Genomic DNA, 13,726 nt, shown 5'->3' with positions numbered 1-13,726 from the left:
CGGGAAAGGTGCGGCCTGATGCCCTCACCCCGACCCTCTCCCACAGGGAGAGATATCTCCAGTAATTTGAAAGCAGAAGCAATAACGTTGCCTTCATAATAACTGAGGACTTTCAGCAATGCCCTGGTCCGGCTGTAAATCGCCGAAGCGTTTCCGTAAGGCCGGGGCGAGGCGCAGGGAAGCGCCGAGAGGGCGTGGCCTGCATGGATGCAGGCTCATGCCCGACCCGATAGCCTGAAGGAAAAAGCTGAGGGTACCGCGAAGCGGCGATTTTCCGCCGGGAGCCCGGGTCGCCAGGGTGGTGGCAACTGAGCCACCCTGGCACGTTCACCGCTCATGTCGCTACAGAGTAGCAAGGAACATAAAGTGAACGGAATGACCACCAGAGCCGTATGTTCCCCCTCACCCCAGCCCTCTCCCTCCAGGGAGAGGGGGCCGACGGTGAAGGCATTATTTTGTGGAGATCCCTCAGACCACGGGTAGAGGGCGCAAACTCCAAAACGGTTACGGAAGCTTACTCTCCAGCGGATTCTTGCTCAGGTAATCTGCGCATTCCACCGTTGGGCGGTCAACCTTGTACAGTTCCATGCCGTCATACTCCAGCGCCGCCCCATCACGCTCGAGCGGATAGACGTCTCGTTTTTCGGTCACGTTATAATAATCATCTGAACGCAGCATGATCTTACCCGGCACCGCGATAACGCGCTGCCACTGACGGCAGTCCAGGGTATCACCCTCTGGCGTCACCACCAGCGTGGCAATCGCCTCCGGGCTCACCATCGCGCTCTGCGGCCCTTTCGACTGCCAGTAACCTGCCAGATGCGAAGGTGCCGGATGCTTAACCACTTCCTGATAGTTTTCGACCTGAACGCATCCCGCTAACGTCAGCATTGCAGCCACAATTGCTACTTTTTTCATCATCTTTCCTGCATGCGAAGAAAAAAATATTGTGGCATTAAAGCCATCAGGCTGCCAGCGTAAGATTGGAAGGTTTCACACCTGCATCGACATCACGTCCTGATACGCCGACACCAGCTTGTTACGTACCTGCAACCCCATCTGCAATGACACCGACGCTTTTTGCAGATCGGCCATCACATCGTTGAGCGCCACGCCGGGTTCACCGAGGGTAAATCTCTCAGCCTGGGTACGGGCCGCGTTTTGCTTATCGCTGATCCGGTCCAGCGCCGCATGCAGTTGACCGGCGAAGCTAATGCCCTGCGGCTGGTCAGTTACGCTCTGATTACGGGCGGTCATCGCCGTCGCCTGTAACTGACTGAGTACCCCTTCAATGCCCTGTATAGCCATGACTCTCCCCTGGATGGTTTTTTACGATGTCAAGACTAACAGCTTGTCAATAAGATAATGGCGGTAAATAGCGTTAAAAAACCAGGTTATTTGACGCATAGAAAATCCCGATTCATCAAATAATGGCAGGGCCATCAGTATGGAACTTTTGTCGTGTTTGCCGACCCGGGAGTCAGTTTTGTTTCTCTACACGAATAACGTAAACCACCAGGATTTAAGAGGTGCGCAATGAGTGCGACAGCAGCATCGACAGCGCCGCAGAATAAATCACTCGAGTGGATGAACCGCCTTCGCGCCAACCCTAAGATCCCGTTGATTGTGGCAGGCGCTGCCGCCATTGCGATCGTTGTCGCGATGGTCTTATGGGCAAAAAGCCCGGATTACCGCACGCTCTACAGCAACCTTTCCGACCAGGATGGCGGTGCCATCGTCACCCAGCTGACCCAGATGAACATCCCGTATCGCTTTGCCGATAACGGCGGTGCGCTTGAAGTGCCGGCAGATAAAGTGCACGAGCTTCGCCTGCGTCTCGCCCAGCAGGGGCTGCCGAAAGGCGGCGCGGTTGGGTTTGAACTGCTGGATCAGGAAAAATTCGGCATCAGTCAGTTCAGCGAGCAGGTTAACTACCAGCGCGCGCTGGAAGGTGAGCTGGCCCGTACGATTGAAACCTTAGGCCCGGTGAAAAGTGCCCGCGTGCACCTGGCGATGCCTAAGCCATCCCTGTTTGTCCGCGAACAAAAGTCCCCTTCTGCCTCTGTGACGGTTAACCTCGAACCCGGTCGTGCGCTGGATGAAGGCCAGATCAGCGCCGTCACGCACCTGGTCTCCAGTGCGGTAGCCGGTCTGCCGCCGGGTAACGTTACGCTGGTGGATCAGAGCGGTCACCTGCTGACGCAGTCCAACACCGCCGGGCGCGATCTCAACGACGCCCAGCTGAAATACGCTGCCGACGTGGAAGGCCGTCTCCAGCGTCGCATCGAAGCGATTCTGGGCCCGGTGGTGGGCAACAGCAACGTGCATGCGCAGGTCACCGCGCAGATTGATTTCTCGAATAAAGAACAGACCGAAGAGCAGTACGCCCCGAACGGGGATGCTTCTCGCGCCGTGTTACGCTCGCGTCAGATCAATGAGACGGAACAGGTCGGTGGCCAGTATCCTGGCGGTGTGCCGGGTGCGCTCTCTAACCAGCCTGCACCTGCCAACGCCGCGCCAATCTCCACGCCGCCGGCCAACCCGCAGAACGGTCAGCAAACGAATCAGCAGACGACCTCGACCGCGAACAGTGCCGGCCCGCGTAACAGCAGCCGTAACGAAACGACCAACTACGAAGTCGACCGGACTATCCGCCATACCAAACTGAACACGGGCGATATTCAGCGTCTCTCTGTTGCCGTGGTGGTGAACTACAAAACGCTGCCGGACGGTAAACCGCTGCCGCTCACGGCGGAGCAGATGAAGCAGATCGAAGATTTGACCCGCGAAGCGATGGGCTTCTCTGAAAAACGTGGCGATACCCTCAACGTTGTGAACTCACCGTTCAACCCGGTGGATGAGACCGGTGGCGAACTGCCGTTCTGGCAACAGCAGGCGTTCTTCGATCAGCTGATGTCCGCAGGCCGCTGGCTGCTGGTGCTGATTGTCGCGTGGCTGCTGTGGCGTAAGGGTGTCCGTCCTCAGCTTCAGCGTCGCGCTGAAGCTGAAAAAGCCGCGCTGGAACAGAAGAACGCGCGTCCGGACGAGGAAGAAGCGGTTGAAGTTCGTCTCAGCAAAGATGAACAGATGCAGCAGCGCCGTGCTAACCAGCGTATGGGCGCAGAGGTGATGAGCCAGCGCATTCGCGAAATGTCAGATAACGATCCGCGCGTCGTCGCGCTGGTCATCCGCGGTTGGATGGGTAACGAACATGAGTAATACGCTTACAGGCACCGATAAGAGCGTCATCCTGCTGATGACCATTGGCGAAGATCGCGCGGCGGAGGTGTTTAAACACCTCTCTCAGCGAGAAGTGCAGATCCTCAGCGCGGCGATGGCCAACGTGCGCCAGATCTCCAACAAGCAACTGACCGAAGTGCTGGCGGAGTTTGAGCAGGAAGCCGAGCAGTTTGCTGCGCTCAACGTCAACGCCAACGAATACCTGCGCTCCGTGCTGGTTAAGGCGCTGGGCGAAGAGCGCGCCGCCAGCCTGCTGGAAGATATTCTCGAAACGCGCGACACCGCCAGCGGGATCGAAACGCTCAACTTTATGGAACCGCAAAGCGCCGCCGATCTTATTCGCGACGAGCACCCGCAGATTATCGCCACCATTCTGGTCCACCTCAAACGGGGCCAGGCGGCCGATATTCTGGCGCTGTTCGACGAGCGCCTGCGCCACGACGTGATGCTGCGTATCGCCACCTTCGGCGGCGTCCAGCCAGCCGCGCTGGCGGAGCTGACCGAAGTGCTGAACAACCTGCTTGACGGCCAGAACCTCAAGCGCAGCAAAATGGGCGGCGTGAGAACGGCAGCGGAAATCATCAACCTGATGAAAACGCAGCAGGAAGAGGCGGTTATTACGGCGGTGCGCGAGTTCGACGGCGAACTGGCACAGAAAATTATCGACGAGATGTTCCTGTTCGAAAACCTGGTCGAAGTGGACGATCGCAGCATCCAGCGCCTGCTTCAGGAAGTGGATTCGGAGTCCCTGCTTATCGCCCTCAAAGGCGCCGAGCAGCCGCTGCGCGAGAAGTTCCTGCGCAACATGTCCCAGCGTGCGGCCGATATCCTGCGCGACGACCTGGCCAACCGTGGCCCGGTGCGTTTGTCTCAGGTGGAGAACGAACAGAAAGCGATCCTGCTTATTGTTCGTCGTCTGGCAGAAACCGGCGAGATGGTGATTGGCAGCGGAGACGACACCTATGTCTGATGAACTGTCGTGGAAGCGCTGGACGCCTGACGACCTCTCCCCTCCCACCGCAGAGTTCACCCCTGCCATAGTGTCGTCCGATGAGGGCGACGCCGGGGCGGGCGTGCCCGAGCTGAGTGAAGAGGAACAGCGCGCCCAGATGCTGGCCCAGATGCAAATGCAGGCGCACGAGCAGGGCTTCAACGCCGGGATGAACGAAGGCCGTCAGACCGGGCACGCACAGGGTTATCAGGAAGGGCTGGCGAAAGGTTTAGAGCAGGGCATTGAGCAGGCGCGCCAGCAGCAGGCGCCGCTACATGCCCGCATGCAGCAGCTGGTGAGCGAGTTTCAGCACACGCTGGATGCGCTCGACAGCGTGATTGCCTCGCGCCTGATGCAGATGGCGCTGGAGGCGGCCCGTCAGGTGATCGGCCAGACGCCGGTCGTGGATAACGCCGCGCTGATTAAGCAAATCCAGGGGCTGCTCCAGCAGGAGCCGCTGTTCAGCGGCAAACCGCAGCTGCGCGTGCATCCTGATGATTTGCAGCGCGTGGAAGAGAGCCTCGGCGCGACGCTGAGCCTGCACGGCTGGCGGCTGCGCGGCGATCCGTCGCTCCATCACGGAGGCTGTAAGGTCTCGGCGGATGAGGGCGATCTGGATGCCAGCGTCGCGACCCGCTGGCAGGAACTGTGCCGCCTGGCGGCACCGGGAGTCGTCTGATGACCGCTCGCCTTACGCGCTGGCTTAACACGCTCGATAATTTTGAAACGAAGATGGCGCAGCTGCCATCCGTTCGTCGTTATGGACGCCTGACGCGTGCCACCGGTCTGGTCCTGGAAGCCACGGGTCTGCAACTTCCGCTCGGCGCCACCTGCGTGATTGAGCGTCAGGACGGGAGTGAGACGCGTGAAGTGGAAAGTGAAGTGGTCGGGTTTAACGGCCAGCGACTGTTCCTCATGCCCCTTGAGGAAGTGGAAGGGATTTTGCCCGGCGCCCGCGTCTACGCAAAAAACATCAGCGGTGACGGCCTGCAAAGCGGCAAACAGCTCCCGCTCGGTCCGGCGCTGCTGGGCCGCGTGCTGGACGGGAGCGGCAAACCGCTCGATGGCCTGCCCTCCCCTGATACCACCGAAACCGGCGCGCTGATCACCCAACCCTTTAACCCGCTGCAACGCACGCCAATCGAGCACGTACTGGATACCGGCGTGCGGCCGATTAACGCCCTGCTCACCGTGGGACGCGGCCAGCGTATGGGGCTGTTTGCCGGCTCCGGCGTGGGTAAATCGGTCCTGCTCGGCATGATGGCGCGTTATACCCAGGCGGACGTTATCGTCGTCGGCCTGATTGGTGAGCGTGGTCGCGAAGTCAAAGATTTCATCGAAAACATTCTTGGTGCGGAGGGTCGCGCCCGCTCGGTGGTGATCGCCGCCCCGGCGGACGTATCGCCGCTGCTGCGTATGCAGGGTGCCGCCTACGCCACGCGAATCGCGGAAGATTTCCGCGACCGGGGCCAACACGTGCTGCTGATTATGGACTCCCTGACCCGCTACGCGATGGCGCAGCGTGAGATTGCGCTGGCCATCGGCGAGCCGCCCGCCACCAAAGGTTACCCGCCGTCGGTCTTCGCCAAGCTCCCGGCGTTGGTTGAGCGTGCGGGGAATGGCATCAGCGGCGGAGGTTCCATCACCGCGTTCTATACGGTACTGACCGAAGGCGATGACCAGCAGGACCCGATTGCCGATTCTGCGCGCGCGATCCTCGACGGCCATATCGTGCTGTCGCGCCGTCTGGCCGAAGCCGGGCACTACCCGGCGATTGATATTGAAGCCTCGATCAGCCGTGCGATGACGGCCCTGATCACTGAGCAACACTACGCCCGCGTGCGTAACTTCAAACAACTGCTCTCCAGCTTCCAGCGCAACCGCGATCTGGTAAGCGTCGGGGCGTACGCCAAAGGCAGCGATCCGATGCTCGATAAAGCGATTGCCCTGTGGCCGCAGCTGGAGGCATTTCTGCAACAGGGTATTTTTGAACGCGCCGACTGGGAAGATTCCCTCCAGGCACTGGAGCTGATTTTCCCGCAGGTGTAACACAGGTGGAGGGCGAAGGTCATGGCGCAGAACAGCGCGTTATCAACGCTGAAAGATCTGGCTGAAAAAGAAGTTGATGATGCCGCATTGCAACTTGGCGCAATGCGACGCGGGTGCCAGCAGGCTGAAGAACAGTTGAAGATGTTAATCGACTATCAGCATGAATATCGCACCAACCTTAACACCGACATGACGCAGGGCATTGGTAGCCAGCGCTGGATTAACTATCAGCAGTTTATCCAGACGCTGGAAAAGGCGATTGAGCAGCATCGCCAGCAGCTTAACCAGTGGACGCAAAAAGTCGATACCGCGCTGAATTTCTGGCGCGAGAAAAAACAGCGGTTGCAGGCCTGGCAAACCTTACAGGACCGGCAGATTGCAGCCTCGACCCTGGCGGAAAACCGTCTGGATCAGAAAAAAATGGATGAGTTTGCCCAGCGCGCATCAATGAGGAAACCAGAATGATCACACTGCAACAACTGCTGATGACCGACAGCGACCCGTCCGGCGGCACGCTGACCGGAAAAGGCGCTGAGGGCGCGCAAGATTTTCTCTCTCTGCTGGCGGGCGCGCTGACCGAGACCACCGGCAAAGGCAAAGATGCTCCGCTGACGCTGGGCGATCTGAAAGCGGCGGGAAGCAAGCTGTCGACAGCGGCACAGGAAAAAAACGGTGATACCACGCTCCAGGCCAAAATCGCCGAGCTGCTCTCCCGCCAGGAGACCCTGACTGATGAAGATACCGCCGTCTCCCTGCAAAGCCTCGTCCCCGGCCTGAAACCCGCAGCGAATACGGATGCGCTGAAGGCGCTGACCCGGACGGACGCGAAAGCAAACAGCGAGACCACGACTGAAGAAGAGGAGCTGGCCGGGTTAAGCGCGCTGATGGCGATGTTACCGCACCAGCAGACTACCACCCCAATGGCGACGCAGCCAGCAAGCACCGGGGAGGTCGCCCCCCGTGCCGCCCTCCCCTCTGCGCTAGCCCAGACGGACAACGGCCAGCATCAGCCGCTTAGCCATGCGTTAACGGTTCAGGAAAAAACGTCGGTTCAGGACAGCGACACGTCGCTGCCCGCCACGGCAGCCGTTACGCCAGCTGTTGCCGCCCTCGCGGAGAAGCAGGACGTAGTGAGCACGGCGTCGTCTGCCGCCAGCCCAACCGCGACGCTGGCCCCGATCGTTAGTCACCTGGCAACTCCCCAGTCTGCCGCTACCGTTGCGACCGCGCCGGTGTTAAGCCAGCCGCTGGGCACGCACGAATGGCAGCAGAATCTAAGCCAGCACATCACCCTGTTCACCAGACAGGGCCAACAGACCGCAGAGCTACGCCTGCACCCGGAAGATCTGGGTCAGGTGCAAATTTCGCTTAAGCTGGATGACAACCAGGCGCAGTTGCAGATGGTTTCGCCCCACAGCCACGTTCGTGCGGCGCTGGAAGCGGCCCTGCCGATCCTGCGCACGCAGCTTGCGGAAAACGGCATACAGCTTTCCCAAAGCAGCGTCAGCAGCGAAGGCTTTGCCGGGCAGCAGCAATCTTCATCCGGGCAACAACAGCATGCTTCGCGTTCAGGCCAGCATGGCGGGTTTAACGAGGAGAGCGAAGAGTTATTGCCAACCCCTGCCGCCCTGCAATCCGCCGCGCGCGGCAGCCGTGCCGTAGACATCTTTGCCTAAACGCCAGAGGTAACGTGATTATCCCCGTCTTTTCCACGCTTTGACCTAAGCCGGACACGGGATAATCACCGTATTAAGCTGTACCGAAACAGGAAGCTCGTATCAGATGACAGACTCCGCTATCACCAAAAAAAGCAAGCGTTCCATCTGGATCCCGCTGCTGGTGTTGATTACCCTCGCGGCCTGCGCCACCGCAGGCTACAGTTACTGGCGTATGCAGCAGGAACCCTCCAGCGCAGCCGCCAAAGCTGAAGCGCCGCCTCCACCGGCGCCGGTCTTCTACCCGCTGGATACATTCACCGTGAACCTCGGCGATGCGGATCGCGTGCTTTACGTGGGCATTACGCTGCGTCTGAAAGATGAAGCGACCCGTGCACGTCTGAACGACTACCTGCCAGAAGTGCGTAGCCGTCTGCTGCTGCTGTTTTCTCGTCAGGATGCCTCCGCGCTCGCCACCGATGTGGGCAAGCAAAAGCTGGTCGATGCGATCAAACAGACGCTGGCGACCCCGCTGGTCAACGGCCAACCTAAGCAGGAAGTCACTGACGTTCTGTATACAGCCTTCATTCTGCGGTAACGACATGGGCGACAGTATTCTTTCTCAGGCAGAAATCGATGCGCTGCTCAATGGCGACAGCGATAAGAGTGACGATCCGAAGCCGGGTCTGACCGGCGACGATAATATTCGTCCCTACGATCCCAATACCCAGCGTCGCGTGGTGCGCGAGCGTTTACAGGCGCTGGAGATCATCAACGAACGTTTCGCACGTCAGTTCCGAATGGGGCTGTTTAACCTGCTGCGTCGTAGCCCGGATATCACCGTCGGTGTGATCCGCATTCAGCCGTATCATGAGTTTGCCCGCAATCTGCCGGTGCCAACCAACCTTAACCTGATCCATCTGAAACCGCTGCGCGGTACCGGCCTGGTGGTGTTCTCGCCAAGCCTGGTGTTCATCGCGGTGGATAACCTGTTCGGTGGCGATGGCCGTTTCCCGACCAAAGTGGAAGGCCGCGAGTTTACCCATACCGAACAGCGCGTGATTAACCGCATGCTGAAGCTGGCGCTGGAATCCTACAGCGACGCGTGGAAAGCGATTAACCCGCTGGAAGTGGAGTACGTGCGTTCCGAGATGCAGGTGAAGTTTACCAACATCACCACCTCACCGAATGACATCGTGGTGAACACCCCGTTCCACGTCGAGATCGGCAACCTGACGGGCGAGTTCAACATCTGCCTGCCGTTCAGCATGATTGAACCGCTGCGCGAACTGCTGGTGAACCCGCCGCTGGAGAACTCACGCCATGAAGATCAGAACTGGCGTGAGAACCTGGTGCGCCAGGTTCAGCACTCGCAGCTGGAGCTGGTGGCTAACTTTGCCGACATCTCCATGCGGTTATCGCAGATCCTGAAATTACAACCCGGCGACGTTTTGCCGATAGATAAACCCGACCGCATTATTGCCCATGTGGATGGCGTACCCGTGCTGACAAGCCAGTACGGCACAATTAACGGCCAGTATGCGTTACGCGTTGAGCACTTGATCAACCCGATTTTGAATTCGCTGAATGAGGAACAGCCCAAATGAGTGACATGAACAATCCGTCCGATGAAAACAGCGGAGCACTGGACGATCTGTGGGCTGACGCGTTAAACGAGCAAAAAACGACGCCGACGAAAAGCGCGGCAGACGCGGTCTTCCAGCAGTTAGGCGGCGGCGACGTCAGCGGGACGTTACAGGACATCGACCTGATTATGGACATTCCGGTCAAGCTGACCGTTGAGCTGGGCCGCACCCGCATGACTATTAAAGAGCTGCTGCGCCTGACGCAGGGTTCCGTTGTAGCCCTGGACGGTTTAGCGGGTGAGCCACTGGATATTCTGATCAACGGCTACCTGATTGCACAGGGCGAAGTTGTGGTGGTGGCCGATAAATACGGCGTACGTATCACCGACATCATTACCCCTTCCGAACGTATGCGTCGCCTGAGCCGTTAAGTATGAAAACCCAGGCAACACTGTCCGCGCCCTCCGCCGTACCCGGCTCCCCGCTGCTTCAGGTGAGCGGCGCGCTGTTCGGTATTATTGCCTTTATCCTTATCGCCGCCTGGCTGGCAAAGCGTTTCGGGCTGGCGGGGAAAACGGCCGGCACGCGCGGACTGAAGGTCAGCGCCAGCACCACACTCGGCCCACGCGAGCGCGTGGTCATTGTGGAAGTGGAAGATGCGCGACTGGTGCTGGGCGTGACTGCCTCCAGCATTAATGTTCTTCACACGCTGCCCCCTTCGCCTGTCACGGTGGAGGCTAACGCCCCGGCCCCTGCGGATTTTCAGTCCGTTATGAAGAGTTTGCTCAAGCGTTCCGGGAGATCCTGATGCGCCGTTTGTTATTGCTTACGCTGGCAGGTCTGGGCCTGTTCGCGCCTTCTGTGTATGCGCAGCTGCCGGGGCTGGTTTCTACGCCGCTGGCGAACGGGGGACAAAGCTGGTCCCTCTCCGTGCAGACGCTGGTGTTCATCACCTCACTGACCTTTATCCCGGCGATCCTGCTGATGATGACCAGTTTCACCCGCATCATCATTGTGTTTGGTCTGCTGCGAAATGCGCTCGGCACGCCGTCCGCGCCGCCCAATCAGGTGCTGCTGGGTTTAGCCCTGTTCCTGACCTTTTTCATTATGTCGCCGGTTATCGACAAGATTTACACCGAGGCGTACCAGCCGTTCAGCGAAGATAAAATTTCCATGCAGGTTGCCCTGGAAAAGGGGGCTCAGCCATTACGTGAATTTATGCTTCGCCAGACGCGCGAAGCGGATTTGGCCCTGTTTGCCCGTCTCGCTAACACGGGCGAGTTACAGGGACCGGAAGCGGTGCCGATGCGCATTCTGCTGCCAGCGTATGTGACCAGTGAGCTGAAAACGGCGTTCCAGATTGGCTTCACCATTTTCATTCCGTTCCTGATTATTGACCTGGTGATCGCCAGCGTCCTGATGGCGCTCGGGATGATGATGGTCCCGCCCGCAACCATTGCCCTGCCCTTTAAGATCATGCTGTTCGTGCTGGTCGATGGCTGGCAACTGCTGGTCAGCTCGCTGGCGCAGAGTTTCTACAGTTGAGGAGCACGCAATGACGCCTGAGTCGGTCATGATGATGGGCACGGAAGCGATGAAAGTCGCGATTGCCGTCGCCGCGCCCCTGCTTCTGGTTGCGCTGGTAACCGGTCTGATTATCAGTATTCTTCAGGCCGCCACGCAGATTAACGAAATGACCCTGTCGTTCATCCCGAAGATCATCGCCGTCTTCGTGGCGATTATCGTTGCCGGGCCCTGGATGCTCAATTTGCTGCTGGACTACATGCGCAACCTGTTCACCAATCTGCCTTACATCATCGGCTGACGGACGATGCTGCAATTCACCAGCGATCAGTTTGTTCAGTGGCTCGGGATCTATTTCTGGCCGATGCTGCGCATCATGGCGCTGATCTCCACCGCCCCCATACTCAGTGAAAAGTCGGTGCCTAAACGCATCAAAATTGGGTTGGGCATGGTTATCACCATTATCGTTGCCCCTTCCCTGCCGGCGGTGGATATTCCGATTTTTTCCCCGAATGCGATCTGGATTGCCCTGCAACAGGTGATGATTGGCGTGGCGGTCGGATTTACGATGCAGCTCGCCTTCGCCGCGGTACGAACGGCGGGCGAACTGATCGGTTTGCAGATGGGTCTGTCTTTCGCGACGTTCGTTGACCCGGGCAGCCATCTGAATATGCCCGTGCTGGCGCGTATTATCGACCTGCTGGCGATGCTGTTGTTTCTCTCGTTCAACGGCCACCTGTGGCTCATCTCTATGCTGGTGGACACCTTCCACACGCTGCCGATTGGCGACAACCCGGTGAACAGTAACGCTTTTCTGGCGCTGGTGCGGGCTGCCGGGCTGATCTTCCTCAACGGGCTGATGCTGGCGCTGCCTGTCATAACCCTGTTGCTCACCGTTAACCTCGCATTGGGTTTACTCAACCGAATGGCCCCGCAGCTGTCGGTATTCGTCATCGGCTTTCCGGTGACGTTGACGGTTGGCCTTTTATTAATGTCATTATTGATGCCACTTATCGCCCCTTTCTGCGAGCATTTATTCAGCGAGATATTCAATCTCTTAGCGGATATTGTCAGCGAACTTCCACGCAAATAATAACCCGCAGTGTTTGCAATGTCTTTCTGAGGATATTCCTAAAAATAATCTTGAAAAACATCTACCAGGATATATCTGACGCGGTTTAAATGTTTCTAACCACCTCACAATACTTAATATTTACTTTACTTTAAGATGATTCCTGGCAAATTATACGTAACTTTACGGGATAGTGAGTTCGCCTGAAAGTCTTTGTCATGCTCACAGGTTTTATTAGATTTTTTCCATCCCGTATGGCTGTTTATGAGCTCTCAGGCAGGTGGTGAATTATCGTTACGCATTGAGTGAGGGTATGCCATGTCAACGATCATTATGGATTTATGCAGCTACACCCGGCTAGGGTTAACCGGGTACTTAGCAAGCAGAGGGGTAAGAAAGAGAGACATCAACGATGCACACACCGTTGAAGAACTCGCAGCCGCTTGTGAGACTCACAAGCCCGGCGTGGTGTTTATTAATGAGGACTGTTTCATTCACGACCCCGCTAACAGTCAGCACATTAAGCAGATCATTAATCAGCATCCCAGAACCCTGTTTATTGTTTTTATGGCGATCGCCAATATTCATTTCGATGAGTATTTGTTGGTGCGTAAAAACTTATTAATCAGTTCGAAATCGATTAAACCAGAGTCGCTTGATGACATTCTGGGCGATTATTTGAATAAAGAAGTTAAGAATGTAGGGGCGGTTAACTTACCCACTCTATCATTAAGCAGAACTGAATCAAGTATGCTAAGAATGTGGATGGCTGGACAAGGGACAATTCAGATCTCAGACCAGATGAATATCAAGGCAAAAACAGTATCGTCACACAAAGGAAATATTAAAAGGAAAATTAAAACGCATAATAAGCAAGTGATATACCATGTCGTACGCCTGACAGATAATGTGACGAATGGGATTTTCGTTAATATGCGCTAATTTGCACGGCCATGTTGTACCCTACCTTGATCTCTGGCCTGGCCAGAGATTTTGCTTTTCAGCAGCCGGGCCGGGGAGAAGACGCCCCCGACGCCGACCTATTCAGCCGTTTCCACAAAGATCCCATCCGGGTGCCCCAGTTCGTTGAAGAACCAGATGCCGAGCGGGTAATCTTCCAGCGACACCAGATACATTGTGCCTTCATTAAACTCTTCTATTGCCAGCACCACGCCCGGGCGGCGCGGCCCACCGTCCGTTTTGACGGTTACCCGATCATTGACCTTCATACATTCCTCCTGTGGTTTTGAGCCAGTGTAGAACAAATTACCCTGGCTGGCATCGCCGCCTGACGCGAATGGCGTTTTTGTGTGCGGTCTATACTTAGCTGTTGAGACGGTTAAATGAGGAGCCCGCCATGAAGACTGACAAAGAGTACAGCGACACCATTAAGCGTGAGGTGGAAGTGGATGTCGATGCCCTGCTTGCCGCCATTAATGAAATCAGTGAGTCCGAAGTTCATCGCGCGGAGGATAATTCAGACCGTGTCGTGGTCAATGGTCGTGATTACCATACCTACCGTGAACTGGCTGAAGCATTCGAGCTGGATATCCATGACTTTAGTGTCTCGGAAACGAACCGCTAAGGCGAAAAAAATCCCGGTCATGGG

The 13,726-nt window shown here is 57.2% G+C and carries 17 protein-coding genes and 1 pseudogene; 15 read left to right on the top strand and 3 right to left on the bottom strand.

Going from position 1 to position 13,726, the window contains the following annotated elements; translation table 11 throughout:
• Positions 1-504 precede the first annotated feature (504 nt).
• Positions 505-918, bottom strand: coding sequence for a lipoprotein YedD (gene yedD, locus ACOT1A_RS00630; RefSeq protein ID WP_063853255.1), 414 nt, complete (start codon positions 916-918; stop codon positions 505-507).
• A gap of 75 nt (positions 919-993) precedes the next feature.
• Positions 994-1,308: a flagellar hook-basal body complex protein FliE gene (gene fliE / locus ACOT1A_RS00625; protein WP_022648548.1), complete on the bottom strand. Its 315-nt coding sequence runs from the start codon at positions 1,306-1,308 to the stop codon at positions 994-996.
• A 228-nt stretch (positions 1,309-1,536) separates the two neighbouring features.
• Here fliE and fliF point away from each other — a divergent pair, with 228 nt between their 5' ends.
• From fliF to rcsA, 14 genes and pseudogenes are all read left to right on the top strand, one after another.
• Positions 1,537-3,219 (top strand): flagellar basal-body MS-ring/collar protein FliF, encoded by a 1,683-nt coding sequence (gene fliF, locus ACOT1A_RS00620; protein ID WP_022648549.1) that lies wholly within the window; start codon positions 1,537-1,539, stop codon positions 3,217-3,219.
• Entirely contained in the window at positions 3,212-4,210 is a 999-nt protein-coding gene (fliG, locus tag ACOT1A_RS00615; RefSeq protein ID WP_003859608.1) for a flagellar motor switch protein FliG, read from the top strand. Before fliF ends, fliG begins: the two co-directional genes overlap by 8 nt.
• Positions 4,203-4,910, top strand: a complete 708-nt coding sequence (gene fliH / locus ACOT1A_RS00610; RefSeq protein WP_022648550.1) for a flagellar assembly protein FliH — start codon at positions 4,203-4,205, stop codon at positions 4,908-4,910. The genes fliG and fliH overlap by 8 nt, the downstream gene beginning before the upstream one ends.
• On the top strand, positions 4,910-6,280 hold the full coding sequence (gene fliI, locus ACOT1A_RS00605; protein ID WP_032624018.1) for a flagellar protein export ATPase FliI: 1,371 nt from the start codon (positions 4,910-4,912) through the stop codon (positions 6,278-6,280). The genes fliH and fliI overlap by 1 nt, the downstream gene beginning before the upstream one ends.
• Positions 6,281-6,301: 21 nt before the next feature.
• Complete coding sequence (gene fliJ / locus ACOT1A_RS00600; protein ID WP_006811155.1) at positions 6,302-6,745, top strand: flagellar export protein FliJ; 444 nt, start codon at positions 6,302-6,304, stop codon at positions 6,743-6,745.
• Positions 6,742-7,956, top strand: a complete 1,215-nt coding sequence (gene fliK, locus ACOT1A_RS00595) for a flagellar hook length control protein FliK (RefSeq protein ID WP_276169832.1) — start codon at positions 6,742-6,744, stop codon at positions 7,954-7,956. Before fliJ ends, fliK begins: the two co-directional genes overlap by 4 nt.
• Positions 7,957-8,062: 106 nt before the next feature.
• Positions 8,063-8,533, top strand: coding sequence for a flagellar basal body-associated protein FliL (gene fliL / locus ACOT1A_RS00590; RefSeq protein WP_003859598.1), 471 nt, complete (start codon positions 8,063-8,065; stop codon positions 8,531-8,533).
• 4 nt (positions 8,534-8,537) lie between these two features.
• On the top strand, positions 8,538-9,542 hold the full coding sequence (gene fliM / locus ACOT1A_RS00585) for a flagellar motor switch protein FliM (protein WP_276169833.1): 1,005 nt from the start codon (positions 8,538-8,540) through the stop codon (positions 9,540-9,542).
• Positions 9,539-9,952 (top strand): flagellar motor switch protein FliN, encoded by a 414-nt coding sequence (gene fliN, locus ACOT1A_RS00580; protein WP_003859592.1) that lies wholly within the window; start codon positions 9,539-9,541, stop codon positions 9,950-9,952. Before fliM ends, fliN begins: the two co-directional genes overlap by 4 nt.
• 2 nt (positions 9,953-9,954) lie before the next feature.
• Complete coding sequence (fliO, locus tag ACOT1A_RS00575) at positions 9,955-10,329, top strand: flagellar biosynthetic protein FliO (protein WP_058646934.1); 375 nt, start codon at positions 9,955-9,957, stop codon at positions 10,327-10,329.
• Positions 10,329-11,066 (top strand): flagellar type III secretion system pore protein FliP, encoded by a 738-nt coding sequence (gene fliP, locus ACOT1A_RS00570; RefSeq protein WP_022648554.1) that lies wholly within the window; start codon positions 10,329-10,331, stop codon positions 11,064-11,066. Before fliO ends, fliP begins: the two co-directional genes overlap by 1 nt.
• 10 nt (positions 11,067-11,076) lie before the next feature.
• The gene (gene fliQ / locus ACOT1A_RS00565; RefSeq protein ID WP_003859587.1) at positions 11,077-11,346 is read left to right on the top strand and encodes a flagellar biosynthesis protein FliQ; all 270 of its coding nucleotides are present in this window, start codon (positions 11,077-11,079) and stop codon (positions 11,344-11,346) included.
• 6 nt (positions 11,347-11,352) lie between these two features.
• A pseudogene (gene fliR, locus ACOT1A_RS00560) lies at positions 11,353-12,145 on the top strand (flagellar biosynthetic protein FliR); the annotation flags it as partial.
• 290 nt (positions 12,146-12,435) lie between these two features.
• A complete protein-coding gene (gene rcsA / locus ACOT1A_RS00555) occupies positions 12,436-13,059 on the top strand; it encodes a transcriptional regulator RcsA (protein WP_022648556.1) in 624 nt (207 codons plus the stop codon).
• 98 nt (positions 13,060-13,157) lie between these two features.
• Here rcsA and dsrB read toward each other — a convergent pair whose 3' ends face one another.
• Positions 13,158-13,346, bottom strand: coding sequence for a protein DsrB (gene dsrB, locus ACOT1A_RS00550; protein WP_003859583.1), 189 nt, complete (start codon positions 13,344-13,346; stop codon positions 13,158-13,160).
• Positions 13,347-13,474: 128 nt separating this feature from the next.
• Here dsrB and yodD point away from each other — a divergent pair, with 128 nt between their 5' ends.
• Complete coding sequence (gene yodD, locus ACOT1A_RS00545; protein ID WP_017383339.1) at positions 13,475-13,702, top strand: YodD family peroxide/acid resistance protein; 228 nt, start codon at positions 13,475-13,477, stop codon at positions 13,700-13,702.
• Positions 13,703-13,726: the final 24 nt, after the last annotated feature.

This window comes from Enterobacter cloacae complex sp. SYL003 (assembly GCF_049236925.1).
Classification (GTDB): Bacteria; Pseudomonadota; Gammaproteobacteria; order Enterobacterales; family Enterobacteriaceae; genus Enterobacter; species Enterobacter intestinihominis.
Note: the sequence above shows the minus strand (reverse complement) of the source record. Positions and strands in the feature narration are given on the sequence as shown.

What these genes read in the sequence shown, in the direction of transcription:
- yedD (WP_063853255.1), bottom strand. Translation starts at nt 918, where the DNA reads ATGAAAAAAGTAGCAATTGTGGCTGCAATGCTGACGTTAGCGGGATGC.
- fliE (WP_022648548.1), bottom strand. Translation starts at nt 1,308, where the DNA reads ATGGCTATACAGGGCATTGAAGGGGTACTCAGTCAGTTACAGGCGACG.
- fliF (WP_022648549.1), top strand. Translation starts at nt 1,537, where the DNA reads ATGAGTGCGACAGCAGCATCGACAGCGCCGCAGAATAAATCACTCGAG.
- fliG (WP_003859608.1), top strand. Translation starts at nt 3,212, where the DNA reads ATGAGTAATACGCTTACAGGCACCGATAAGAGCGTCATCCTGCTGATG.
- fliH (WP_022648550.1), top strand. Translation starts at nt 4,203, where the DNA reads ATGTCTGATGAACTGTCGTGGAAGCGCTGGACGCCTGACGACCTCTCC.
- fliI (WP_032624018.1), top strand. Translation starts at nt 4,910, where the DNA reads ATGACCGCTCGCCTTACGCGCTGGCTTAACACGCTCGATAATTTTGAA.
- fliJ (WP_006811155.1), top strand. Translation starts at nt 6,302, where the DNA reads ATGGCGCAGAACAGCGCGTTATCAACGCTGAAAGATCTGGCTGAAAAA.
- fliK (WP_276169832.1), top strand. Translation starts at nt 6,742, where the DNA reads ATGATCACACTGCAACAACTGCTGATGACCGACAGCGACCCGTCCGGC.
- fliL (WP_003859598.1), top strand. Translation starts at nt 8,063, where the DNA reads ATGACAGACTCCGCTATCACCAAAAAAAGCAAGCGTTCCATCTGGATC.
- fliM (WP_276169833.1), top strand. Translation starts at nt 8,538, where the DNA reads ATGGGCGACAGTATTCTTTCTCAGGCAGAAATCGATGCGCTGCTCAAT.
- fliN (WP_003859592.1), top strand. Translation starts at nt 9,539, where the DNA reads ATGAGTGACATGAACAATCCGTCCGATGAAAACAGCGGAGCACTGGAC.
- fliO (WP_058646934.1), top strand. Translation starts at nt 9,955, where the DNA reads ATGAAAACCCAGGCAACACTGTCCGCGCCCTCCGCCGTACCCGGCTCC.
- fliP (WP_022648554.1), top strand. Translation starts at nt 10,329, where the DNA reads ATGCGCCGTTTGTTATTGCTTACGCTGGCAGGTCTGGGCCTGTTCGCG.
- fliQ (WP_003859587.1), top strand. Translation starts at nt 11,077, where the DNA reads ATGACGCCTGAGTCGGTCATGATGATGGGCACGGAAGCGATGAAAGTC.
- rcsA (WP_022648556.1), top strand. Translation starts at nt 12,436, where the DNA reads ATGTCAACGATCATTATGGATTTATGCAGCTACACCCGGCTAGGGTTA.
- dsrB (WP_003859583.1), bottom strand. Translation starts at nt 13,346, where the DNA reads ATGAAGGTCAATGATCGGGTAACCGTCAAAACGGACGGTGGGCCGCGC.
- yodD (WP_017383339.1), top strand. Translation starts at nt 13,475, where the DNA reads ATGAAGACTGACAAAGAGTACAGCGACACCATTAAGCGTGAGGTGGAA.